Origin of the sequence: Cytobacillus oceanisediminis, assembly GCF_022811925.1 — a bacterium.
GTDB classification, from domain to species: Bacteria; Bacillota; Bacilli; order Bacillales; family Cytobacillaceae; genus Cytobacillus; species Cytobacillus oceanisediminis_D.
The window spans coordinates 4,505,061-4,529,420 of record NZ_CP065511.1 but is presented as its reverse complement, the minus strand read 5'-3'; the positions used below and the strand labels follow the sequence as shown (position 1 = coordinate 4,529,420).

19 protein-coding genes and 1 other annotated feature are annotated in these 24,360 nt (G+C 42.3%); of the genes, 17 read left to right on the top strand and 2 right to left on the bottom strand.

What is annotated here, in order from left to right; translation table 11 throughout:
- Nucleotides 1-587: 587 nt before the first annotated feature.
- The 7 genes from clpX to IRB79_RS22725 all read left to right on the top strand — a co-directional run bounded on the left by clpX (nt 588) and on the right by IRB79_RS22725 (nt 9,536).
- Nucleotides 588-1,853 carry an ATP-dependent protease ATP-binding subunit ClpX gene (gene clpX / locus IRB79_RS22755; protein ID WP_243505126.1) on the top strand — a complete coding sequence of 422 codons (1,266 nt, stop codon included), beginning with the start codon at nt 588-590 and terminating at the stop codon, nt 1,851-1,853.
- 229 nt (nt 1,854-2,082) lie between these two features.
- Nucleotides 2,083-3,750 (top strand): ATP-dependent protease LonB, encoded by a 1,668-nt coding sequence (lonB, locus tag IRB79_RS22750; RefSeq protein ID WP_243505118.1) that lies wholly within the window; start codon nt 2,083-2,085, stop codon nt 3,748-3,750.
- 285 nt (nt 3,751-4,035) lie between these two features.
- On the top strand, nt 4,036-6,363 hold the full coding sequence (gene lon, locus IRB79_RS22745; protein ID WP_243505117.1) for an endopeptidase La: 2,328 nt from the start codon (nt 4,036-4,038) through the stop codon (nt 6,361-6,363).
- Nucleotides 6,360-6,941, top strand: a complete 582-nt coding sequence (yihA, locus tag IRB79_RS22740; RefSeq protein ID WP_243505106.1) for a ribosome biogenesis GTP-binding protein YihA/YsxC — start codon at nt 6,360-6,362, stop codon at nt 6,939-6,941. Before lon ends, yihA begins: the two co-directional genes overlap by 4 nt.
- Nucleotides 6,942-7,269: 328 nt before the next feature.
- The gene (locus IRB79_RS22735; RefSeq protein ID WP_243505102.1) at nt 7,270-8,052 is read left to right on the top strand and encodes a transporter substrate-binding domain-containing protein; all 783 of its coding nucleotides are present in this window, start codon (nt 7,270-7,272) and stop codon (nt 8,050-8,052) included.
- Nucleotides 8,053-8,136: 84 nt separating this feature from the next.
- The gene (locus IRB79_RS22730; RefSeq protein WP_243505101.1) at nt 8,137-8,784 is read left to right on the top strand and encodes an amino acid ABC transporter permease; all 648 of its coding nucleotides are present in this window, start codon (nt 8,137-8,139) and stop codon (nt 8,782-8,784) included.
- A gap of 14 nt (nt 8,785-8,798) precedes the next feature.
- Nucleotides 8,799-9,536 (top strand): amino acid ABC transporter ATP-binding protein, encoded by a 738-nt coding sequence (locus tag IRB79_RS22725; protein WP_279401036.1) that lies wholly within the window; start codon nt 8,799-8,801, stop codon nt 9,534-9,536.
- Nucleotides 9,537-9,582: 46 nt separating this feature from the next.
- Here the strand turns inward: IRB79_RS22725 and IRB79_RS22720 are convergent, their stop codons facing one another.
- Nucleotides 9,583-10,068, bottom strand: a complete 486-nt coding sequence (locus tag IRB79_RS22720) for a LiaI-LiaF-like domain-containing protein (protein ID WP_243505099.1) — start codon at nt 10,066-10,068, stop codon at nt 9,583-9,585.
- Nucleotides 10,069-10,294: 226 nt separating this feature from the next.
- Here IRB79_RS22720 and hemA point away from each other — a divergent pair, with 226 nt between their 5' ends.
- The 8 genes from hemA (at nt 10,295) to ysxE (ending at nt 19,387) form a co-directional block, all read left to right on the top strand.
- Nucleotides 10,295-11,644, top strand: coding sequence for a glutamyl-tRNA reductase (hemA, locus tag IRB79_RS22715; protein WP_243505096.1), 1,350 nt, complete (start codon nt 10,295-10,297; stop codon nt 11,642-11,644).
- A gap of 14 nt (nt 11,645-11,658) precedes the next feature.
- Nucleotides 11,659-12,492, top strand: coding sequence for a cytochrome c biogenesis protein (locus IRB79_RS22710; protein WP_206838986.1), 834 nt, complete (start codon nt 11,659-11,661; stop codon nt 12,490-12,492).
- Between the two features lie 185 nt (nt 12,493-12,677).
- Nucleotides 12,678-13,613 (top strand): hydroxymethylbilane synthase, encoded by a 936-nt coding sequence (hemC, locus tag IRB79_RS22705; RefSeq protein WP_243505094.1) that lies wholly within the window; start codon nt 12,678-12,680, stop codon nt 13,611-13,613.
- Entirely contained in the window at nt 13,610-14,392 is a 783-nt protein-coding gene (locus IRB79_RS22700; protein ID WP_243505092.1) for a uroporphyrinogen-III synthase, read from the top strand. Before hemC ends, IRB79_RS22700 begins: the two co-directional genes overlap by 4 nt.
- On the top strand, nt 14,392-15,372 hold the full coding sequence (gene hemB, locus IRB79_RS22695; RefSeq protein WP_243505091.1) for a porphobilinogen synthase: 981 nt from the start codon (nt 14,392-14,394) through the stop codon (nt 15,370-15,372). The genes IRB79_RS22700 and hemB overlap by 1 nt, the downstream gene beginning before the upstream one ends.
- 56 nt (nt 15,373-15,428) lie before the next feature.
- On the top strand, nt 15,429-16,715 hold the full coding sequence (hemL, locus tag IRB79_RS22690) for a glutamate-1-semialdehyde 2,1-aminomutase (protein ID WP_243505089.1): 1,287 nt from the start codon (nt 15,429-15,431) through the stop codon (nt 16,713-16,715).
- Between the two features lie 247 nt (nt 16,716-16,962).
- The gene (spoVID, locus tag IRB79_RS22685) at nt 16,963-18,219 is read left to right on the top strand and encodes a stage VI sporulation protein D (RefSeq protein ID WP_243505087.1); all 1,257 of its coding nucleotides are present in this window, start codon (nt 16,963-16,965) and stop codon (nt 18,217-18,219) included.
- A 109-nt stretch (nt 18,220-18,328) separates the two neighbouring features.
- Entirely contained in the window at nt 18,329-19,387 is a 1,059-nt protein-coding gene (gene ysxE, locus IRB79_RS22680; protein ID WP_243505083.1) for a spore coat protein YsxE, read from the top strand.
- A gap of 13 nt (nt 19,388-19,400) precedes the next feature.
- On the opposite strand, the gene IRB79_RS22675 is transcribed toward ysxE, so the two are convergent.
- Nucleotides 19,401-19,592 carry a hypothetical protein gene (locus tag IRB79_RS22675; protein WP_019380294.1) on the bottom strand — a complete coding sequence of 64 codons (192 nt, stop codon included), beginning with the start codon at nt 19,590-19,592 and terminating at the stop codon, nt 19,401-19,403.
- 240 nt (nt 19,593-19,832) lie between these two features.
- Nucleotides 19,833-20,089: a binding site (T-box leader), on the top strand.
- Nucleotides 20,090-20,244: 155 nt separating this feature from the next.
- On the opposite strand from IRB79_RS22675, the gene IRB79_RS22670 reads away from it, so the two are divergent.
- On the top strand, nt 20,245-22,890 hold the full coding sequence (locus tag IRB79_RS22670; RefSeq protein WP_243505075.1) for a valine--tRNA ligase: 2,646 nt from the start codon (nt 20,245-20,247) through the stop codon (nt 22,888-22,890).
- Between the two features lie 70 nt (nt 22,891-22,960).
- Nucleotides 22,961-24,274, top strand: a complete 1,314-nt coding sequence (locus IRB79_RS22665; RefSeq protein ID WP_243505069.1) for a bifunctional folylpolyglutamate synthase/dihydrofolate synthase — start codon at nt 22,961-22,963, stop codon at nt 24,272-24,274.
- Nucleotides 24,275-24,360 lie beyond the last annotated feature (86 nt).

The window sequence follows — 24,360 nt, the reverse complement described above, 5'->3', positions numbered from 1 at the left end:
ATTTGGCTTATGACCTCAAGGGGCAAGGAGGCGGAGCTAGACAGTAGTCTATCTTCGAAAGCAGAAAATTTTCTCCCTTTTAATAAGAAACAAGGCGCGAGTTTATCGTGCCTTGTTTTATACCATCAAGACAATACATAATGAAAATCTCCCTTGTATCTTTGCCTGGTGAAAAGTTTTACGGCATATTGAACATGGACAGGAATACAAATACATATATAGATAATTTAATTATCGGTCCAAGGGGCCGACTTAATTTAGCCATTTTTGGTTAAGCTTATGAAAGTACATATAAAATTCAGCCTGTTTTTTCTTTGCGAAATCCCATCACATGCATGCATACATAATTGAAATGTTTTAAGAGTTATCATTTCCTGTCCACTGTAAAAATGTGTTACAATGCAATACATAACTGCTGAAGGTTTTGATTTTTAAGAAAGTGTGAATTATTAAAGAGGGCATGTTTCACGTATATTTCAAAGAGTCCACCATAATTCCCAACTTTTCTATGGCTGAATAAGAACTATTTGCATGTGATCTCGCAAGCTTAATATATCGTTTTGAAGTTTTTTCAAGGGGTGAAGGATTTGTTTAAATTTAATGATGAAAAAGGGCAATTAAAATGTTCTTTCTGTGGCAAAACACAGGATCAGGTCCGCAAACTTGTTGCTGGGCCAGGCGTATATATATGTGATGAATGCATTGAGCTTTGCACTGAAATTGTGGAAGAAGAGCTGGGTACAGAAGAAGAAGTGGAATTCAAAGATGTGCCAAAGCCAGCTGAAATCCGCGATATTCTGGATGAGTATGTTATTGGCCAGGATCAGGCAAAGAAATCGCTATCTGTTGCGGTATATAATCACTATAAGCGCATCAATTCCAACAGCAAGATTGATGAAGTTGAACTATCAAAAAGTAATATTGCCATGATCGGTCCGACTGGAAGCGGTAAAACCTTGCTGGCTCAGACATTGGCCCGCATTCTAAATGTTCCGTTTGCAATTGCAGATGCAACATCATTGACTGAAGCTGGATATGTCGGGGAAGATGTTGAAAATATCCTCTTAAAGCTTATTCAGGCAGCTGATTATGATGTGGAAAAGGCAGAAAAAGGAATCATTTATATTGATGAAATTGATAAAGTTGCACGTAAGTCGGAAAATCCGTCAATCACTCGTGATGTATCAGGTGAAGGTGTGCAGCAGGCTCTATTGAAAATTCTGGAAGGAACAGTTGCGAGCGTACCGCCACAAGGCGGCCGCAAACATCCTCATCAGGAATTTATCCAGATTGACACGACCAATATCCTGTTTATCTGCGGCGGTGCATTTGATGGCATTGAGCAAATTATTAAACGCCGTTTAGGCCAGAAGGTAATTGGCTTTGGATCCGACCAGAATCAAAAAGAAATCGAGCCAAAGGATCTTCTTGCAAAAGTTCTTCCTGAAGACCTGCTGAAATTCGGTTTAATTCCTGAATTTATCGGACGTCTTCCGGTTATTGCAAGCCTTTCCCAGCTTGATGAAGCTGCGTTGATTGAGATTTTAACTAAACCTAAAAATGCACTTGTCAAACAATATCAGAAAATGCTTGAACTTGATAATGTTGAGCTTGATTTTGAAGAAGACGCACTTGAAGAAATTGCTAAAAAAGCAATTGAAAGAAAAACAGGTGCCCGCGGACTGCGCTCCATTATTGAAGGAATCATGCTGGATGTGATGTTTGATCTTCCATCACGCGAAGATATTAAAAAATGCATTATTACGAAAGAAACGGTTATTGATAATGGTTCGCCAAAACTTGTTTTGGAGGACGGAACAGTTGTAGAAGAAGAGCGCAAGACTTCAGCATAATAAAAAGTGGCCAGCCTTGGGGCATGGCCATTTTTTATGCCTTTCTGAATTTAAAACTTTGTACTCTGAGGATTGTCCAGCTCCAGCGCCTACCCCCTCGAGGTGTCGGGGGTGGGCAAGGCGCTTCCGCTTTCCGTGCTTACTTTTAAATGAATTCCTTGTTTATTCCAACTCAGTCAGGGAGATACTAGCATTATCAACGAGAACAAATAATGCAGGAGGGAACACAATGAGTTGGACGGGGATCGCTTTATTTATCCAATTGTTTTTTGGAATTGTCATTGGGCTTTACTTTTGGAATTTGCTTAGGAGCCAGCGGACACAAAAAGTTTCTATCGACCGTGAATCAAGGAAGGAAATGGATGTATTGAAAAAGATGCGTTCCATTTCGTTAACTGAACCTTTATCAGAAAAAGTTCGTCCAGCCAGTTTTGCAGACATTGTGGGGCAGGAGGACGGAATTAAATCTCTGAAAGCAGCATTGTGCGGACCAAATCCTCAGCATGTTATTATTTATGGTCCACCCGGCGTAGGAAAAACGGCTGCGGCCAGATTGGTACTGGAAGAAGCCAAGAAAAATGCAAAGTCACCCTTTGAGGCTGCTTCTGTTTTTATAGAACTGGATGCTACTACGGCGAGATTCGATGAGAGGGGCATTGCAGATCCACTGATAGGTTCTGTTCATGATCCTATCTATCAGGGTGCTGGGGCAATGGGGCAGGCGGGAATTCCGCAGCCTAAACAGGGTGCTGTTACAAATGCACATGGAGGCGTGCTTTTTATTGACGAAATCGGTGAGCTTCACCCCATACAGATGAACAAGCTTCTGAAAGTGCTTGAAGACCGGAAAGTATTTCTGGAAAGTGCTTATTATAATGAAGAAAATACTCAAATACCAACCCATATTCATGATATCTTTAAAAATGGCCTGCCGGCCGACTTCCGCCTGATCGGAGCAACTACCAGGACTCCGAATGAAATACCGCCTGCCATTCGTTCCAGATGCATGGAGGTATTTTTCAGAGAGTTAGCTGAAGAAGAGATTTCAGCTGTAGCAAAAAAGGCTTCGGAAAAGGTCAATCTCTCTATTAGTGAAAATGCGCTTGGCATTCTCGCCAATTATGCAAGAAATGGACGAGAAGCGGTTAATATGATTCAAATTTCTGCAGGGTTAGCGATTACTGAAGACCGTGATTACATAAAAGATGAAGATATTGAATGGGTTGTGCAATCGAGTCAGCTTTCACCCAGAATGGAAAGGAAAATCAATTCGCATTCTGCTGTTGGTCTTGTAAATGGGCTGGCCGTATATGGACCGAACACAGGTGCTTTGCTTGATATTGAAGTTACTGTGATTCCTGCAAAAGAAAAAGGCAGTATTAATATTACAGGCATAGTAGAAGAAGAAAGCATTGGCGGCCAAGGAAAATCAATCCGGAGAAAGAGTATGGCCAGGGGTTCAATTGAAAATGTAATTACTGTTTTGAGGTCAATGGGCGTACCGGCTGACGAATATGATATTCATGTCAACTTCCCTGGCGGAGTTCCAATTGACGGCCCTTCTGCGGGAATTGCCATGGCGACAGGGATCTATTCTGCTATTTATAAACGGCCAGTGGACAATACTGTAGCTATGACCGGGGAAATCAGCATTCATGGGTACGTCAAGCCAATTGGAGGCATATATCCAAAGGTGAAAGCTGCAAAAAAAGCAGGAGCACAGACAGTAATTATCCCAAAAGAAAATATGCAATCCATCTTAAAGGAAATAACAGGCATTAAGATTATTCCTGTAACCCATTTGAATGAAGTATTTGATGCAGCGCTGCAAAAAGAGTATCTCAAAGAGCAGGCCATAACTGCTTCAATCGAATTAAAGAAAAAAGAGAGCATATGATGTGTGGCCCAGTAACCCATTCAGGGTTTGTCAGTTATTGAAAACCCGCTGAACAAACGCCTCCCGCTAATCGCGGTCAGAAACTTCGGTTTGCAGTTTAGGCTACAAACCGAAGTTTTATTTGCGTAAAGAAGGATAAAGTGTAATTATAAATGAATATCTTTTTAATACAGGCTTTCAGCAATTTCTCTTTAATAGACACTGCTATTTAAATACGATAGAATTGTACAAAGAAATTATTAGCAATAATGGGGTTAAAAAGATGCATTTTGGAGGTGCAATGGAATGGCGAAAAAGAAAGAAATCATCGTCCCCCTCCTGCCGCTTCGGGGCTTGCTTGTTTATCCGACCATGGTTCTGCATTTGGATGTAGGCCGTGAGAAATCGGTTCAGGCCCTTGAAAAAGCAATGGTAGATGACCATTTAATTTTCTTAACAACACAAAAGGATATATCTATAGATGAACCATCAGAAGATGATCTATATGGAATGGGCACGCTAACACGTGTAAAGCAGATGCTCAAGCTTCCAAACGGTACAATCCGTGTTCTTGTTGAAGGGCTTAAGAGAGCGGAAATCATTGATTTTCAGGAAGAAGCCGAACATTATTCCGTTAGTGTGAAGGTTTTTGAAGATCCTGAGACAAAGGACGTAGAAGATCAGGCATTGATGAGGACCATGCTTGAATATTTTGAGCAATACATAAAGGTATCGAAGAAGATTTCAGCCGAAACGTACTCCTCTGTAGCAGATATAGAAGAGCCGGGGCGCATGGCAGATATCATTTCTTCCCATTTACCTTTAAAGCTTAAAGAAAAACAGGAAATTCTTGAAACCATTGATGTAAAAGAGCGCATGAACCAGGTTATTGAAATCATCCATAATGAAAAAGAAGTTCTAAACCTTGAAAAAAAGATTGGCCAGCGTGTAAAAAAATCAATGGAGCGAACGCAGAAGGAATATTATTTGCGTGAACAGATGAAGGCAATCCAAAAAGAGCTGGGGGATAAGGAAGGCAAGACAGGAGAAATTGCTGAGCTGACGGAAAAGATTGAAAATGCCGGCATGCCTGAGCATGTCCAGCTGACAGCTTTAAAAGAACTGGATCGCTATGAAAAAGTTCCATCCAGTTCAGCTGAAAGTGCAGTTATCCGCAACTATATCGAATGGCTTGTCACATTGCCATGGTCAAAGGCAACAGATGATGACCTGGATATCCTGAAGGCGGAAAGGATTCTGAATGAAGACCATCATGGCCTGGAAAAAGTTAAGGAACGGGTTCTGGAATACCTCGCTGTGCAAAAGCTGACGAATTCCCTTAAGGGGCCGATTCTTTGTCTTGCAGGTCCCCCAGGTGTCGGTAAAACAAGCCTTGCACGTTCTATCGCGACCTCGCTTAACCGCAATTTCGTCCGTGTATCCCTCGGCGGAGTCCGGGATGAGTCTGAAATTCGCGGACATAGAAGAACTTATGTAGGTGCCATGCCTGGCCGCATCATTCAGGGCATGAAAAAGGCAGGGACGATTAACCCTGTGTTCCTGCTTGATGAAATCGACAAAATGTCTTCTGATTTCCGAGGGGATCCTTCATCTGCGATGCTGGAGGTTTTAGACCCTGAGCAGAACCATAATTTTAGTGATCATTACATTGAAGAAACATACGATCTCTCAAAGGTCATGTTTATAGCCACAGCCAACAATCTCGGTACGATCCCTGGTCCGCTGCTGGACAGAATGGAAGTTATCACGATTGCAGGCTATACAGAGCAGGAGAAGATTCATATAGCTAAAGACCACCTGCTGCCTAAGCAAATTAAAGAACATGGACTTTCCAAATCACAGCTTCAGATTCGTGAAGATGGCCTGCAGAAGGTAGTCCGCTATTATACTCGTGAGGCAGGAGTCCGGGGCTTGGAGCGTCAGCTGGCTACTATCTGCAGGAAAACGGCTAAAATTATCGTATCCGGCGAAAAGAAGAAAGTGATTGTGAATGGTAAAAATACTGAAGAGTTTCTTGGAAAGCCTAAATACCGCTACGGTCAGGCTGAGCTTGAAGACCAGGTTGGCGTTGCTACAGGGCTGGCCTATACAACCGTTGGCGGCGACACCCTTCAGATAGAAGTATCCCTTTCTCCTGGAAAAGGGAAGCTTGTTCTTACAGGCAAACTTGGGGATGTCATGAAAGAGTCTGCTCAAGCGGCATTCAGTTATGTTCGTTCAAAAGCTAAAGAACTGGGCATTGATGAGAATTTCCATGAAAAACACGACATTCATATCCATGTACCAGAAGGTGCTGTTCCAAAAGATGGTCCATCTGCAGGAATTACCATTACAACCGCACTGGTTTCTGCTCTGTCTGGAAAACCAATCCGTAAAGAAGTGGGAATGACAGGGGAAATCACCTTAAGAGGTCGAGTGCTTCCTATTGGCGGTTTGAAAGAAAAATCTTTGAGCGCCCATCGTGCAGGGCTGACTAAGATCATCCTCCCTAAGGATAATGAAAAGGACATTGAAGATATCCCTGAAAGCATCAGGGAAGAGCTTGATTTTGTTTTGGTATCACATGTGGACGAAGTCTTAAAACATGCCCTGAATGGCGGTGCTCAAGCATGAAGGTAACCAGCTCAGAAATCGTCATCAGTGCTGTTAAGCCTGATCAATACCCTGAAAGTGATTTGCCGGAATTCGCCCTTGCCGGCCGTTCCAACGTCGGCAAATCTTCATTCATTAATAAAATGCTTAATCGAAGGGGACTTGCCAGAATATCCTCTAAACCGGGGAAGACACAAACCCTGAATTTTTACCTTATTAACGAAATTCTTCACTTTGTTGATGTTCCAGGCTATGGATATGCTAAGGTATCCAAGAAGGAACGTGAAGCTTGGGGAAAGATGATAGAAACATACTTAACAAGCAGAGAGCAGTTAAAAGCAGTTGTGCTGATAGTTGATTTGCGCCACCCCCCTACAAGTGACGATGTCATGATGTACAACTTTTTAAAGCATTATGAAATTCCCTGTATAGTGATTGCTACAAAGGCGGATAAAATACCTAAGTCCAAGTGGCAAAAACATATGAAAATCGCGGAAGAAACATTGGATATCGATCCGAATGATCAGATCATTATGTTTTCCTCCGAAACGGGTTATGGAAAAGACAAGGCCTGGTCTGCATTGAAAAGCTTTATGTAATTAAAAAATCCCGCTGCATTGTGCAGCGGGATTTTTTTGATTTCTGCATTCAGGTCTTTCATCCTAGAAATGCTTTCATTGCGATATTCCGCAGGGGAGTAAAAAAGGAATAAAATGGATAATGTGTTTGTCGAAGGGAGAGGAATCTGCAGAATACTGGAGGATATGGAGTCATGTTGGAGTTCAAAGACGGTCAGTTAATGAGAACAGCTTAAATTCTTTAATATCATTAATAATCATAAAATATGAATTTTGAGAATATTTTAAAATCATGATAGAGTTAAAGGGCATTTATAAAAGAGAGATACTGAAGGGGGAATTTAGACTAGTGAGACATTGGTTAAAAGGAATTATGGCAGCTGCTTTTGTATTGGTCCTGGCGGCATGCGGATCAGAGGAAGCGTCTAAAAGCGGAATGGATCTGGTAGACGAAGACAAATTTACGTACGCGGCTTCGGGAGAGTTCAAACCTTTTAGTTATACAAATGATGATGGAAGCATGAGCGGCTTTGATATTGATGTGGCCGAGGCTGTAGCAAAAGAACTCGGGCTTGAGCCGGTTCAGAATAAATTTAAGTTTGGCGGTATTGTCGAAGGTGTGAAGTCCGGCCGTTTTGATGCAGCGGTAGCCAGCCACACCATTACGGAAGAACGTTTGAAGGCAGTCAATTTTTCGACGCCATATTACTATTCTGGCCCGCAAATTTATGTGCGTCCAGACAGCAGCGTTGAAACGCTTGCCGACCTCGAAGGCTTGGAAATAGCAGTATCGAAGGGTTCTACATACACTTCAAATGCAGAGGAGGTTACAGATAACATCCAGTTCTACGATAGTGATGTTGTCGCCCTGGAGGCCTTGAGCAAGGGAAAACATGATGCTGTCATCACTGACTTTGTAACAGGTAAAGAAGCGATTGGCGCCGGAATGAAAATCGAAGGCAAAGAGCTGCTGGGACGCAGTGAGCAGGCAATTGCTGTTGCAAAGGATAATAAAGAGCTGCTCGAAAAAGTGAATGAAGCTCTTGAAACACTTCGCGAGAATGGAACACTCACAGAAATCAGCAAAAAATATATCGGTGAAGATATAACAGTTGATCCTGAGAAGGAATAACATTGCGGGCGGATGTGTGTCAAACATTCGCCTGTTTTGTTTTTTTACACACAAACTGAAATAGCCATCTGAAGGGGGATTTTTGTGGAATTGCTTACAAAGTTTATTGATACATATCCCGTATTTTTAAAGGGGATGCTCTTAACCTTTCAATTAACCATTGTAGCCGTTTTTATTGCTATTTTTATAGGATTGTTTTTTGCCTTTTTAAAGATTTCAAGAATTAAAGTTCTGGAATGGATTGCGGACATCTATATTTTCCTTGTAAGGGGAACGCCGCTTGTTGTCCAGATTTTTATCTTCTATTTCGGATTGACAGCATTGGATATTTCACAGTTTTGGTCGGTTGTCCTTGGACTTGCTTTTCACAATGGTGCCTATATAGCCGAAATTTTCAGGGGCTCCATTCAATCCATCGACAAAGGACAAATGGAAGCAGGGCGATCGCTGGGTATGACTGCAGGCCTAGCAATGAGAAGGATAATTCTGCCTCAGGCTTTCCGCCGGGCTATGCCGCCTCTAGGCAATCAATTTATCATTGCTTTGAAGGATTCATCACTTGCTTCCTTTATCGGCATGTACGAGCTCTTTAACGTGGCCACGACATACGGTTCCAATGAATATGACTACATGAGCTATTTGCTGATCGTAGCTGTTTACTATTTAGTACTTGTACTTATTTTCTCCATCCTTGTAAATATGATTGAGAAAAGAATGGCAAGCAGTGATTAAGGGGGAATGAAGGCATGAGTGAATCGTATATGATTAAGGTAGAAAAATTGAACAAATCATTCGGGGATCTGCACGTACTAAAGGACATTGACATAACAGTGAAAGAAAGTGATGTTGTTTGCCTGATCGGTGCAAGCGGGTCCGGAAAAAGCACACTTCTCCGCTGCTTAAACTTTCTTGAATTAAAGGACAGCGGCAATATCATTTTTGAGGGTGAAAAGGTTGAAAAAGAAACACATGATTTAAATAAAGTGAGAGAAAAAGTAGGAATGGTTTTTCAGCATTTTCATTTATTTCCTCATATGACTGTTCTTGAAAATGTGATGGAAGCACCTTTACATGTGAAAAAGCTTTCTAAGGATCAAGTGAAAAAAGATGCCCAGGAACTATTAAAAAAAGTAGGTCTTTCTGACAAGGTGAACGTATATCCATCAAAACTTTCGGGCGGGCAAAAACAGCGTGTAGCCATTGCAAGGGCGCTGGCAATGAAGCCCGATATCATGCTTTTTGATGAGCCGACATCGGCACTTGATCCGGAGCTTGTGGGGGAAGTGCTTTCCACAATGAAAGAGCTGGCCCTTGAAGGGATGACAATGGTCGTCGTCACTCATGAAATGGGCTTTGCAAGAGAAGTGGCAGACTGGGCTGTCTATATGCATGATGGAAGAATTGTAGAAGTGGGACATCCGGAAGATTTGTTTAACAATCCAAAAGAACAAAGAACCAAAAATTTTCTCGATTCAGTACTCTAACCAGTTTGAATATAAAAAGACAGGGAAAAGTTTAATATCCCTGTCTTTATTTTTTTTTGACTAATAAAAAATATAATCCAATTAGCATTAAAAGAATCGGCCATAATTGCCAAACATCAGAAACACCATTTTCCAGAAGTCCCATCCACTCTGCAACCCTGTCATAAAAAAGAAGCAATGCGGCAAGAATTAAAAATAAGATGCCCTGGAACAATCCTGCTCCTGTTTTCTGATGCCGAAGGAGGAAGCCGAGTGCGATTATCAGAATGAAAGTTCCGATATGATCGGGCCAAATTTCCAGTCGTTTCACCACATGAAAGTGCAGGCCAAATCCGGTTAAAATGACACCTGGCAATATGGAATCATAATCTCTTGCGACATATCCCTGAATTAAAAAGGCTGCTCCGACGATAATGAGAAGAGTCGGCCAGGAATAAAAAGGCTGTAAAGCAGTAAATCCGCTCTGCTGCAGGAAAAAGTAGGCTCCAAATCCGAGTAAAATAATTCCTGGGAAAATACGCTGATTTTTCATGAATAACACCACTTCCAATAAGGTTCACTTGAATCCGGCAAGTTTTTTTGTTACTGTACATAAGGGAGTATTTGTCTATTTAGGATAACCCAAGACTGGGCTCCTTTTTAAAATATAGTACCATATGTGTTCAATATCTGTTCACATTTAAGCATTAATTGAAATAATAGAAATGATATAATTAATATTAATGAACTAGGCAATAATTCTGGGGGTGTCAATTTCAATGCATATCTTGGTCGTCGGTCTAAACTATAAAACTGCCCCTGTTGAAATCCGTGAACGTCTAACCTTTAATCCTTCACAATTGGGCGAGGCAATGAAGACATTAAATGACAAAAAAAGCATTTTAGAGAATGTCATTCTGTCTACATGCAATCGGACCGAAATTTATGCAGTTGTGGACCAGCTTCATACTGGCCGCTATTATATAAAGGAATTTTTGGCAGAACATTTCAATATGGATCAGAGCGAATTTTCTCCATTCCTATTTATTTATGAAGAGGATGGAGCCATTGAGCATCTATTCAAGGTAGCATGCGGCCTTAACTCCATGATCCTTGGCGAGACACAGATTTTAGGACAGGTAAGGACAAGTTTTCTGGAGGCTCAATCAGAAAATACAACCGGAACAGTTTTCAACCACTTGTTTAAGCAGGCAGTAACGCTTGCTAAGCGGGCGCACTCTGAAACGGAAATAGGGGCAAATGCAGTTTCTGTCAGCTATGCAGCAGTGGAACTGGCAAAGAAGATTTTTGGCTCTCTCGAAAAGAAACATGTTCTTATTTTAGGAGCGGGTAAAATGGGTGAGCTGGCAATCCAAAACCTTCATGCCAACGGAGCCAGTAAAGTAACAGTTATTAACCGTACATTCGAAAAAGCGCAGGATCTCGCAAGCCGCTATGCGGGCCAGGCAAAGACATTGCATGAGCTTCAATGTGCCCTTGTTGAAGCTGATATTTTAATCAGTTCTACTGGGGCCAAAGAGTTTGTTGTCACGAAGGATATGATGGCTTACGCAGAAAAAATGCGCAAAGGCAAGCCTCTATTTATGGTGGATATTGCTGTCCCAAGAGACCTGGATCCGAAACTGGCTGACCTGGACAGCGTTTTCCTATATGATATTGATGATCTTGAAGGCATTGTTGAAGCAAACCTTCAGGAGCGTAAAAAGGCAGCCGAGAAGATTCAGCTGATGATTGAAGGGGACATTGTTGAATTCAAGCAATGGCTGAACCTGCTGGGTGTTGTTCCGGTAATTTCCGCCTTGCGTGAGAAAGCACTGGCTATACAGAGTGAAACCATGACAAGCATTGAAAGAAAGCTGCCGCATTTGAGTGATCGTGATAAAAAAGTGCTGAACAAGCATACAAAGAGCATCATCAATCAGCTATTAAAAGATCCTATTTTACAAGCTAAAGAAATGGCTGGACAGAAAGATTCCGAACAGGCATTAGATTTATTTGTAAAAATCTTTAATATAGAAGAACTTGTTTCAGATCAGCAGAACGTGCACGCAGCAGCCAAACCAAAGCACGCATTCGCTCAATCACCGCAGACTTCCTTTCAATCGTAAAAGGGGTCCTGTCCATGTCTGACATCTATATGACACGGCTGCACGAATTAACGGTGGTTCTGTATGCCCTATGTGTCTTATTATATTTTATTGATTTTCTTCATCATAACCGGAAGGCGAATAGGATTGCCTTCTGGTTACTTGCATTTGTATGGGTGCTTCAAACGGTGTTCCTGATACTTTATATGATTAATACTGGAAGGTTCCCTGTATTGACCATTTTTGAGGGCCTATACTTTTATGCCTGGGTGCTTATCACTCTTTCTTTGGGAATTAACAGGCTGCTCAGAGTCGATTTTATCGTCTTTTTTACAAATGTTCTCGGCTTTATCATAATGGCGATCCATACATTCGCACCTGTGCAGATTGATTCGGCTGTCAAAGCACAGCAACTCATCTCTGAATTACTGCTGATTCATATAACAGTTGCAATCCTTTCATATGGGGCCTTCTCGCTTTCCTTCGTTTTTTCCCTGCTTTATCTGATTCAATATGATTTGCTGAAAAGGAAAAAATGGGGAACGAGATTGCTGCGGATAACGGACTTGTCAAAGCTTGAACATATGTCCTATGTATTAAATGTAATCGGTGTACCTATGCTGATGATAAGTTTAATTTTAGGCATTCAGTGGGCATACATTAAGTTGCCCTATATGGTCTGGTATGACTCCAAGGTGATCGGTTCATTCATTGTCCTTGCTTTATATAGTATTTATCTCTATATGAAAGTTGGAAAGGGCCTATATGGAAAATCTTTAGCCCTCTGGAACTTGGCATCATTTTTAATTGTATTAATTAACTTCTTTTTGTTTGGCAAACTTTCATCTTTCCATTTTTGGTATTCATAGAAAAGCGGAGGCGACTGTTCAGCCCCGACAAGCATAAGATGGGCTGCGGCCGCGGCGCAGATTGCCGCAGAGCGGAACAGCTTATGACCTCGAGGGGCTAGGAGCCGCAGCTGGACATTAACAAAGAAAAGCGGAGGCGACTGTTCAGCAGGAGCCATAGATAGACATATTTGCAGGAGGCTGTCATGAGAAAAATTATCGTAGGTTCAAGACGAAGCAAGCTGGCACTAACTCAGACAAATTGGGTAATCAGCCAATTGAAAAGCATTGATCCATCTTTTGAGTTTGAGGTGAAGGAAATTGTCACTAAGGGTGATAAAATCCTTGATGTTACCCTTTCAAAGGTCGGAGGAAAAGGGTTGTTCGTAAAGGAAATAGAGCAGGCCATGCTTGACGAAGAAATAGATATGGCTGTACATAGCATGAAGGATATGCCCGCTGTTCTTCCGGCAGGACTGACAATTGGCAGCATTCCTGAAAGGGAAGACCATCGGGATGCTCTTATCTCAAAAGGGCATATAAAACTGAATGATTTAAAGGAAGGATCTATTGTAGGAACAAGCAGCCTGCGCAGAGGGGCACAATTGCTGGCGCAGCGTCCGGATCTTGAGATTAAGTGGATCAGAGGGAACATTGATACCAGATTATCTAAACTGGAAACGGAAGAATATGATGCGATTATTCTTGCAGCAGCAGGACTCTCCAGAATGGGCTGGGCGACTGATGTTGTTACAGAATTCCTGGAGCCGGAAGTATGCGTGCCGGCTGTTGGCCAGGGGGCACTATCCATTGAGTGCCGTGAAAGTGATAAGGAGCTTCGGGCATTGCTGGATAAATTCACATGCTCTGAGACGAACCAGACTGTACGGGCAGAGCGTGCGTTCCTTCATAAAATGGAAGGCGGCTGCCAGGTTCCAATTGCAGGGTTTGCCACAATCAATGAAACGGGTGAAATGGAGTTAACCGGACTTGTAGGTTCCCCTGATGGAAAAGTGATTTATAAGGAGACCCTGACAGGTTCAGATCCGGAAGAGCTTGGTGTTAAAATGGCTGTCAAGCTAACTGAACAGGGGGCTAAAGAGCTGATTGACAGGGTGAAAGAGGAGCTTGACGGGCAATGAAACAGACTTCCCCTTTAGAAGGCATGACTGTTTTAGTGCCAAGAGGGAAAAAACAGGCCCACTCCTTTTCGGCCCTCATTCAAAGCTTTGGGGGGATACCAGTTGAGATCCCCTTGATTGCTTTTGAGCCTTTGCAGGATAAGGAAGCTTTAATTCAAGCCCATAAGCGGATTCATACGTATGATTGGGTGATTTTCACAAGCAAAACAGCTGTGGACGCTTTTTTTGAAAATTTGAGTCTTTGCGGGCCTTTCCCTAACATAGCGGTTATCGGAGAGAAGACTAAGAAATTCCTTATGGATAAGGGATTAAAGGTGCAGTTTATGCCCAGGGAATATGTTGCCGAAGGGTTTGTTGGTGATTTTTTGCCATTTGTAGAAAAAGGGATGAAAGTATTAATCCCCAAAGGGAATCTGGCGCGTGACTATATCGCTGCCTCCCTTTCTGAAAATGGTGCTGACGTTGATGAAATCATTGTTTATGAGACAACTTTTCCACGTGAAAGCATCGGTCTGTTAAGAAAACAGCTTTCAGGAAAAGGGTTAGATGTCCTTGCTTTTACCAGTCCTTCCACAGTGGATCATTTTATAGGGGCTTTAAAGGAGCTTGGATATCAGAATGCTGTTAAAGACAGTGTGGTGGGCTGCATCGGGCCTGTGACTAAAGAACGCGCAAAGGCATATGGCCTGCAGGTTCATGCAGTTCCTGAAGAATATACAGTACATAGCATGCTAAAGAGCATTATTAGCTACTTGGCAGAAATTAGGAGGGAAAATTAATGGATCTTCAATTTAATAGACATAGACGCCTTCGCAAAAGTCCGAATATGAGAGCGCTTATCCGTGAGAACTTCTTGCGTACTGAGGATTTAATTTATCCGATTTTCGTGGCAGAAGGAGACGGCATTAAAAGAGAAATCCCTTCAATGCCGGGAATATTCAATTTATCGCTGGATCACCTGGAAGAGGAAATGAATGAGGTCGTTTCACTCGGAATAAAATCGGTACTCTTATTTGGAATACCTAAAGAGAAAGATGCATGCGGGCAGCAGGCTTATCATGATCATGGAATCGTACAGGAAGCTACAAGATTTATTAAAGCTAAATATCCGGAAATCATCGTAATTGCTGATACTTGCCTCTGTGAGTATACCGATCATGGCCATTGCGGATTGATTGAAAATGGAGAAGTGCTTAATGATGCATCCCTTGAACTGCTTGTGCAGACAGCTGTCAGCCAGGCTAAAGCAGGAGCAGACATAATTGCCCCATCAAATATGATGGATGGATTTACAGCAGCCATCCGAGCAGGTCTTGATGAAGCCGGATTTGAAGATATCCCGGTTATGTCTTATGCAGTTAAATACGCATCTGCATTTTACGGTCCATTCCGTGATGCTGCTGACAGCACACCGCAATTTGGCGACCGAAAGGCATATCAGATGGATCCTTCCAACCGTATGGAAGCAATGCGCGAAGCAGAATCTGATTTAATGGAAGGGGCAGACTTCCTGATTGTTAAACCGGGAATGCCTTATCTGGACATTGTTCGGGATGTTAAAAACAACATCAATCTGCCGATTGTGATTTATAATGTGAGCGGTGAATATTCAATGGTTAAAGCGGCTGCACAAAACGGCTGGATCGATGAACAGAAGATAGTCATGGAAATGCTCACAGGCATGAAGCGTGCAGGTAGTGATTTAATTATTACTTACCATGCAAAAGATGCGGCAAGGTGGATTAAGGAACAGGACTAATAATACTTGATGTCTTAGTAAATGAAAACTTCTTATTAAACGAAAAGAGGGATGACATGCGCTCTTATGAAAAATCTATCAAGGCTTTTAAAGAGGCAAGCGAATTGATGCCTGGAGGAGTAAACTCTCCTGTACGTGCCTTTAAATCAGTTAATATGGATCCCATTTTTATGGAACGCGGAAGAGGCTCTAAAATCTACGATATCGATGGCAATGAATACATCGATTATGTATTGTCCTGGGGCCCATTAATCCTGGGCCATACTAATGAACGTGTGGTCGAGGCTATTAAGAAAGTAGCTGAAATGGGGACAAGCTTTGGAGCTCCTACCGAAATCGAAAACGAGCTTGCCAAACTGGTCATTGAACGCGTGCCTTCCATTGAAGTGGTACGGATGGTTTCTTCCGGAACAGAAGCTACCATGAGTGCCTTGAGGCTTGCTCGAGGATATACCGGCAGAAATAAAATCATGAAATTTGAAGGCTGCTATCATGGCCACGGTGATTCCCTTTTAATTAAAGCTGGTTCTGGTGTAGCAACTCTGGGGCTGCCTGACAGTCCAGGGGTTCCAGAAGGAGTTGCCAAAAATACAATTACTGTTCCTTACAATGACCTTGAAAGCGTAAGATATGCCTTTGAGCAATTCGGAGACGATATCGCAGGTGTGATTGTGGAACCGGTAGCTGGAAATATGGGAGTCGTTCCTCCTCAGCCAGGCTTCCTTGAAGGCTTAAGAGAAATTACAGAACAAAACGGCTCCCTGCTTATTTTTGATGAAGTAATGACTGGTTTCCGCGTCGGCTATAATTGTGCGCAGGGCTATTTTGGGGTGACACCGGATATTACATGTCTCGGAAAAGTTATAGGCGGTGGCCTTCCAGTCGGTGCATATGGCGGGAAAGCGGAAATTATGAAGCAGATTGCACCAAGCGGTCCAATTTACCAGGCAGGAACACTATCGGGAAACCCTCTTGCCATGACAGCCGGTTTCGAGACATTAAGCCAGCTGACTCCACATTCCTACAAAGAATTCGAAAGAAAAGCAGACAGACTGGAAGAAGGGCTTAAAGCAGCTGCTGAAAAATATGATATCCCGCACACCATTAACCGTGCAGGTTCCATGATCGGCATCTTCTTTACAAATGAAGACGTTATTAACTATGAAAAAGCCAAAACATCCAATCTGGAGTTCTTTGCAGAATACTACAGGGAAATGGCAAACCAGGGTGTCTTCCTGCCGCCATCTCAATTCGAAGGACTCTTCCTCTCAACTGCACACACTGATGAAGATATCGAAAAGACTATCCATGCAGCTGAAAAGGCATTTTCCAAATTAAAATAAGCACGGCTTGACACTCATCGATTGATGGGTGTTTTTTTATGCCCTTGTAAGGTTCGCTGAGTGCCTGCAGCAGAAATCAACACCCATAGCAAACAGCCGCTAGAAAAGTCTTATCAAAGGAACTTTTTCTAAATTAATCTAAGATTCCCTCAGAGCGCTATTTTTCTATTCATAAAGTATCTTAATCCCTCATAGGATTGTTAATGACATAGTGATTAAACGTAAAGATTTGAAGGGAGGAGTCGCTTTGTCTCAGGGGAATCCATCGTGCTTACGATTTTCTTTAGAAGAATCAGTATGGTTTCAAAAAGGACAGGAAGTATCAGACCTGATTTCCATCTCGTTAGACCCCAATATAACAATTCAGGAAAGCGATCAATATGTAACAATCCAGGGCGCACTCGAACTGGCAGGTGAGTATAGACGCAGCGATGAAGAAGCATCTGAGGAAGAACAAGAGGATTTGGCAGTCACCAAATTCGTTCAGACAGTTGAAGAAAGAGGAGAAGGAGTTTGTGAATTCAAACACTATTTTCCTGTCGATATCACTATTCCGAATAATAGAATCCAAAGCATCTACGATATTGACGTTGCGGTAGAGTCCTTCGATTATGTTCTGCCGGAACGAAGCTGTATGAAATTGACAGCTAATTTAACCATAACCGGATTGTATGGTGATCAGCAGCATGTTCCTGTTCAAGAATGGGAGGAAGAATCTGAAGCTGAAACGGAAGAATTAGAGCCTCTGTACAGATCTTCTGCAGTGGCAGAGGAGACAGAGGAAGAAGAAATAATTCAGCAGGAATGGCCTTCTTATCAGCAAGAAGAACAGGAGCAAGAGGAAGAGGAAGAGGAAGAAAGAGAGGAACAGGTATACGCTGGCGCCGAGGAAGATATACGGGAAGAGGAGCCGCAGGAAGAGCAGTCAGAAACAGATGAGGTTTATATTCCATTTGAGGCGGAAGCAAGAAAGCAGCCTGAAGTGGAAGAGCAGGAAGTCATTAAACCGTCAGTGCCGGCAGCGCTCGAAGTAAAACAAGATCAGCCCGAAGAAGAACAGACGCCGAAAACTGCACCGGAAATATCTTTTTCTTCTCAGCGCAATGAGGAGGAAGCACCGCCAACCGCACAGGAAATCTATCAAATGACGGAAGCATCTGAATCAGATAGTCCTTCTTTTGAAAAGAAACCAGTTCAGGCGGCTGTACAGGAAACTCATGAGGAAACAGAGGAATCCTCATCCTCTTCAGAACAGGAAGCTAAGAAGAAGAAACTCTCCAAGAAGAAAAGCATGTCGTTAACAGAGTTCTTTGCCCGTAAGGAAGAGGCAGAGGAACATGTTAAACTCAAGGTTTGCATTGTGCAGAACGGCGACACAATTGATGCCATTGCTGAAAGGTATGATATACCAGCCCAGCAGCTATTAAGGGTGAATCACCTTGAAATCAATCAGGATATTTATGAAGGGCAAGTGCTGTACATTCCTGTTGCGGTAGCCCATTAAATGGTTAAAAGGCTGAGCAGGTATTGATAACCCGCTCAGCTATTTTCGTTTAGCCAATATATTTCAGAAAAACATCATTTTTTCTCATTCTGGAAAGTGAGTGGTTAAGGTGGAAGAAAAAAATCGGCTGCGGAAAGTCTCCCCTATTTTAATTCATTATTCATTAGAGCCGCATTTTGTAGAGGAGTTTGGGAGAGTTCAGAAGGTTTACAGCAGCAAAGGTGTGTTTGCTTTGAAGAAAATAAAGCCTCAGCATGGAGCGGATTTTATAAGGCATGTACAAACTCTCTTTCAAAAAGGCTATAACAGAATTGTCCCTATTTACCCGACGGTGGATGGAAGATATGCAGTGCTCCATCAGAATGAATTATTTTATTTAATGCCCTGGATGTCCAATGAAGAAAAGGAGGACAGATTTGAGAGGCATCAGCAGATGCTGAGGGAACTAGCAAGACTGCACACATTGTCCTCGCGGGAAGTTTCTATAAAAAAGGATGACCGAACCGAACATTATGAAAAAACCTTGCAGGAATGGGAGAAAGAAAAGGAGTTTTTGGAGGGATTCATAGAAGCCTGCGAAAGAAAAGAGTATATGTCTCCTTTTGAGCTAATGTTTTCCCTATATTATCACGACGTCAGCCAGGCATTGAAATTCTCCACAAACAAATTGAAAGATTGGTATGAAAAAACAAAAGAAAGCGACAAAGCACGAACGGTAATCATTCATGGTAAAGTTTCAACCGAACATTTTCTATACGATGATAGGGGATATGGGTACTTCACGAATTTTGAAAATGCAAGACAGGGGTCGCCGCTCCATGATATATTGCCGTTCTTATCAAGAACACTGAAAACCTATCCAAAAAGATCGGAAGAATGTGTAGAGTGGATTTACACTTATATGAAATACTTTCCATTCAGAGACGATGAGATGTTGCTGTTTCAAAGCTACTTTGCTCATCCGGGTCCTATTATCAGGGCTGCTGAACAATATTATAAAGGGGAAGGAAAAAGGGGAGAAAGAAAGGCTGTCCAGCATTTGCAAAGGCAGTATTGGCTTTTGAAAAATATTGAATATGCTGTAATGAGAATCGATGAGATCGAGAGGCAAAAACAAGAAGCAAAAGCAGCTGCCGAAGCTCAAGCGCAAGAAGGAGCCCAAAGCTAAAAGATGCGGGCTCCTAAACCAATTGAAGATGGAAAGCAATAGCAATCAGAATGAACAGCGATAGCAGCAGTACATCAAAAGTGGTAGGCAGCAAAATTGTTCTTATGCCTTGAAAAACACAGAACGGGATTATGAACTGTGCACATACATTCCTGAAAGTTCTTAACCAGGGAGGCAGTGTGTAAGGATTATATTTTCTTCTCATTGTCGCATGCCCCTTTCCCGAATGTTCATATGTATATTCTATGATTCATTTTTCGGTAAAGTGCCTATTTTCGTTTCTTTCCTGAATAACGGCATTTAAAAACTCCCCTAAAGAAATTTTTTTCTGGCAAAAATCATCATCACTTCGATGGAAATAATGAATAATATATAAAAAACTCGGGTATCCTTATTGACTATAACAGTCTTTTTTCGGTAGTATATTTTATATATAAAATTGTATATCGATGCTAAGACAGGGAAGAGTACAATGGCCATTTGCCTTTTAGAGAGGAAAACCAGCAGCTGAAAGGTTATCCAGGCAGAACCGTTGGAAGGTCGCCCTAGAGCATCTTTTGCGAAAGGCTGCAGCCAAGTAGTAAAAGACGGGAAATCCGTTATCTGATTAAGTGTCAATCTCTATAAGAATGTCTTTCCCTGATTTTCTTTAGTGATTGAAAAAAAGGTGGTACCGCGAAGCATACTCCATTCGTCCTTTTATGGCGAATGGAGTTTTTTATTTTTAAAAGAAAGTATTCAATTCTGAACGTCGATAACTGTCTAGCTCCAGCGCTTACCCCCTCGAGGTGTCGGGGGTGGGCAAGGCGCTTCCGCTTTTCTTGTTTAGGATTGTTTTTAGAAAGGAAGAATGACACATGGATAATAATGAATTATCAATGCCAACGAAATATGATCCGCAGGGGATTGAAAAAGGACGATATGACTGGTGGCTCGAAGGGAAGTTCTTTGAAGCAAAAGACGACGAAACTAAGCAGCCCTATACAATTGTGATTCCGCCTCCGAACGTAACAGGAAAGCTTCATCTTGGCCATGCATGGGATACGACCCTTCAGGATATCCTCACCCGGATGAAGCGTATGCAGGGATACGATGTTTTATGGCTTCCAGGCATGGACCATGCGGGTATTGCCACTCAGGCAAAGGTTGAAGAAAAGCTTCGCAATGAAGGCAAAAGCCGCTATGATTTAGGCCGTGAGAAGTTCGTAGAAGAAACTTGGAAATGGAAAGATGAGTATGCGAGCCATATTCGCCAGCAATGGTCAAAGCTTGGATTAGGGCTTGATTACAGCCGTGAACGCTTCACCCTTGATGAAGGCTTATCAAAAGCTGTTAGAGAGGTTTTCGTTTCACTTTATAATAAAGGTTTGATTTATCGCGGCGAGTACATCATCAACTGGGATCCGTCTACGAAAACGGCCCTTTCTGATATCGAAGTTATTTATAAGGATGTTCAAGGTGCTTTCTACCATATGAGATATCCTCTGACAGATGGTTCGGGACATATCGAAATTGCCACTACACGCCCTGAAACGATGCTTGGCGATACAGCTGTAGCAGTACACCCGGAAGATGATCGATATAAGCATTTAATCGGCAAAATGGTTAAACTGCCGATCACAGGACGCGAAATTCCAATTGTTGCAGATGATTATGTAGAAATGGATTTCGGGTCAGGCGCAGTAAAAATTACGCCGGCTCATGACCCAAATGATTTTGAAATAGGAAACCGCCACAATCTTGAAAGAATTCTTGTAATGAATGAAGACGGCACAATGAACGGCAGAGCCGGTAAATACAAAGGTATGGACCGCTTTGAATGCCGAAAGCAGATCGTGAAGGATCTTCAGGAAGAAGGAGTTCTTTTCAAAATTGAAGAGCATATGCATTCTGTGGGCCATTCAGAGCGCAGCGGCGCAGTTGTTGAACCGTACCTTTCAACACAATGGTTTGTAAAAATGCAGCCTCTGGCTGATGAAGCCATCGCTCTTCAAAATAAAGAGGAAAAAGTAAACTTTGTTCCAGAGCGATTTGAAAAAACGTATCTGCGCTGGATGGAAAATATTCGTGACTGGTGTATATCACGCCAGCTTTGGTGGGGCCACCGCATCCCGGCCTGGTACCAAAAAGAGACAGGTGAGGTTTTCGTAGGGCACGAAGCGCCTGAAGATATTGAAAACTGGGAGCAGGACAAAGATGTTTTGGATACCTGGTTCAGTTCAGCCCTATGGCCATTTTCAACAATGGGCTGGCCGGATATTGACTCAAGCGATTTCAAGAGATACTATCCGACTGCAGCTCTGGTAACTGGCTATGACATCATTTTCTTCTGGGTATCACGAATGATCTTCCAGGGTCTCGAATTTACAGGAGAGCGTCCATTCCAGGATGTATTAATTCATGGTCTTGTTCGTGACTCTCAAGGACGCAAGATGAGTAAGTCCCTTGGAAATGGCGTTGATCCAATGGATGTAATCGATCACTATGGTGCTGATTCACTCCGTTATTTCCTTTCTACAGGAAGCTCACCGGGACAGGATCTGCGCTTCAGTATGGAAAAGGTAGAGGCAACATGGAACTTTGCCAATAAAATCTGGAACGCATCCCGCTTTGCATTAATGAACATGGATGGATTAACATACGAAGAAATTGATTTGAGCGGTGAAAAGTCTGTTGCTGACAAATGGATATTAACCCGTTTGAATGAAACAATTGAGACGGTTACAAGATTGTCTGACCGCTACGAGTTTGGCGAGGTTGGCCGAGTGCTATATAACTTCATTTGGGATGACTTCTGTGATTGGTATATCGAAATGGCGAAGCTTCCGCTGTATGGAGAAGATGAAGCTGCCAAGAAAACAACCCGCTCCATCCTGGCATATGTTCTGGACAATACAATGCGTCTGCTGCATCCATTTATGCCATTTATCACGGAAGAAATTTGGCAGAACCTCCCTCATTCAGGTGAATCCATTACGGTTGCCCAGTGGCCGGCAGTAAACGATGAGTATACAGATAACCAGACTGCAAACGAAATGAAGCTGCTTGTAGAAATCATCCGCTCTGTCCGTAACAGCCGTGCTGAAGTGAACACGCCGATGAGCAAGAAGATTAAAATGATGGTTAAAGCTAAGGATGAGGAAATTCTGGGTACGCTGGAAAATAACCGTGCCTATATTGAACGATTCTGTAACCCTGAAGAACTAGTGCTGGCTCTGAATGTTGAGACGCCTGATAAGGCGATGACAGCAGTTGTGACTGGTGCTGAAATCATTCTTCCGCTTGAAGGCCTGATTAACATTGAAGAAGAAGTTGCACGCCTTCAGAAAGAGTGGGATAAATTAAATAAAGAAGTTGAAAGAGTCCAGAAGAAACTTTCAAACGAAGGCTTTATTAAAAAGGCGCCTGAAAAGGTAATTGAGGAAGAGAAAGCAAAAGAACAAGACTACAGCGAGAAGAGAGCAGCTGTAGAAGCTCGCATTAAAGAGCTAAAAGGAGAATAATTAATAGTTGCGGAAGGCGGGTCCATAGGAAGGATTCGTCTTCCTTCCTGTATAACGGAGGTGCATATATATGTTTTCTACTTATGAGGAAGCACTGGAATGGATTCATGCAAGGCTAAGACTGGGGATGAAGCCGGGTCTGCAAAGGATGGAATGGATGATGGAAAAACTCGGGCATCCCGAGAGAAGAATTAAGTCTGTTCATATTGGCGGAACGAATGGTAAAGGCTCAACAGTTACGTTTTTAAGATCCATTCTTCAAGAGGCGGGTTATTCTGTCGGAACGTTTACATCGCCATATTTTGAGAAATTTAATGAACGGATTTCTCTTAATGGAATTCCAATTAAAGATGAAGATCTCGTTCGGGTTGCTAATGATATATATCCGCTGGCGATTGAATTGGAACAGACGGAACTTGGCGGTCCAACCGAATTTGAAATCATTACCGCCATGGCTTTCCAATATTTTGGCCATGTACAGCCGGTGGATCTCGTTTTGTTAGAAGTGGGACTTGGCGGCAGGTTTGACTCCACTAACATCATCTATCCATTATTATCAATCATTACAAGCATCGGGCTCGACCATACGGCCATACTTGGGAATACATACGGGGAAATCGCTTTTGAAAAAGCGGGAATAATTAAACCTGGAATCAGTGTTATTACAGCTGTTAAACAAGAAGAATCGCTCGCTGTTATTCAAGATAAAGCTTTAAGCATGAAGTCCCCTGTTTATCAGCTGGGGAATGAGTTTGCCATTTCTGATCATAAATCCCTGGACCTGGGAGAATTCTTCTCCCTGAAGACAGTCTTTCAGAACTTCCCTGATCTTGAGACAGGAATGAGCGGAAAACACCAGACTGAAAATGCTTCCCTGGCTGTAATGGCAGCAGAGCTATTAAATAAATATTATTCTTTCCTTATAGAGGTAAATCATATAAGAGCCGGATTGAAAAAAGCTTTCTGGCCCGGCCGATTTGAAATTCTATCTGAAGACCCGCTGGTGGTAATAGATGGAGCGCATAATGAAGAAGGGATAGCTGCCTTAACTGCTGAGCTGAACAACCGTTTTGGAGAGAAAAGCAAAAGTATTGTATTCGCTGCGCTGGCTGATAAAAAGCTTGATAAAATGATCATTAAGCTTGATTCTGCTGCAGATCGCATCACCTTTACCGAATTTGAGTTTCCGAGAGCAGCATCAGCTGAAGATTTATATAATCTCAGTAAAAACAGCAGGAGACAGTTTCATACGGACTGGAAAGAGTTATTGGAGGCTGAACTGCATGAAGCAGGAAAAAACAGCGTGCTGGTCATTACCGGATCACTTTACTTCCTCTCAGAAGTGAAGCCTATTCTTTTGAATCTTTTGGAAAATAATAAATGAAAATATGACAAAAGTTAGAAAATTTGATAAAATGTTCGTATTATCCGACTATTTTCCTGAATAAATTGGAGGAGGGGAAAAAGATA

What these genes read in the sequence shown, in the direction of transcription:
- lonB (WP_243505118.1), top strand. Translation starts at nt 2,083, where the DNA reads ATGAGTTGGACGGGGATCGCTTTATTTATCCAATTGTTTTTTGGAATT.
- lon (WP_243505117.1), top strand. Translation starts at nt 4,036, where the DNA reads ATGGCGAAAAAGAAAGAAATCATCGTCCCCCTCCTGCCGCTTCGGGGC.
- yihA (WP_243505106.1), top strand. Translation starts at nt 6,360, where the DNA reads ATGAAGGTAACCAGCTCAGAAATCGTCATCAGTGCTGTTAAGCCTGAT.
- IRB79_RS22725 (WP_279401036.1), top strand. Translation starts at nt 8,799, where the DNA reads ATGAGTGAATCGTATATGATTAAGGTAGAAAAATTGAACAAATCATTC.
- IRB79_RS22720 (WP_243505099.1), bottom strand. Translation starts at nt 10,068, where the DNA reads ATGAAAAATCAGCGTATTTTCCCAGGAATTATTTTACTCGGATTTGGA.
- hemA (WP_243505096.1), top strand. Translation starts at nt 10,295, where the DNA reads ATGCATATCTTGGTCGTCGGTCTAAACTATAAAACTGCCCCTGTTGAA.
- IRB79_RS22710 (WP_206838986.1), top strand. Translation starts at nt 11,659, where the DNA reads ATGTCTGACATCTATATGACACGGCTGCACGAATTAACGGTGGTTCTG.
- hemC (WP_243505094.1), top strand. Translation starts at nt 12,678, where the DNA reads ATGAGAAAAATTATCGTAGGTTCAAGACGAAGCAAGCTGGCACTAACT.
- IRB79_RS22700 (WP_243505092.1), top strand. Translation starts at nt 13,610, where the DNA reads ATGAAACAGACTTCCCCTTTAGAAGGCATGACTGTTTTAGTGCCAAGA.
- hemB (WP_243505091.1), top strand. Translation starts at nt 14,392, where the DNA reads ATGGATCTTCAATTTAATAGACATAGACGCCTTCGCAAAAGTCCGAAT.
- hemL (WP_243505089.1), top strand. Translation starts at nt 15,429, where the DNA reads ATGCGCTCTTATGAAAAATCTATCAAGGCTTTTAAAGAGGCAAGCGAA.
- IRB79_RS22675 (WP_019380294.1), bottom strand. Translation starts at nt 19,592, where the DNA reads ATGAGAAGAAAATATAATCCTTACACACTGCCTCCCTGGTTAAGAACT.
- IRB79_RS22670 (WP_243505075.1), top strand. Translation starts at nt 20,245, where the DNA reads ATGGATAATAATGAATTATCAATGCCAACGAAATATGATCCGCAGGGG.
- IRB79_RS22665 (WP_243505069.1), top strand. Translation starts at nt 22,961, where the DNA reads ATGTTTTCTACTTATGAGGAAGCACTGGAATGGATTCATGCAAGGCTA.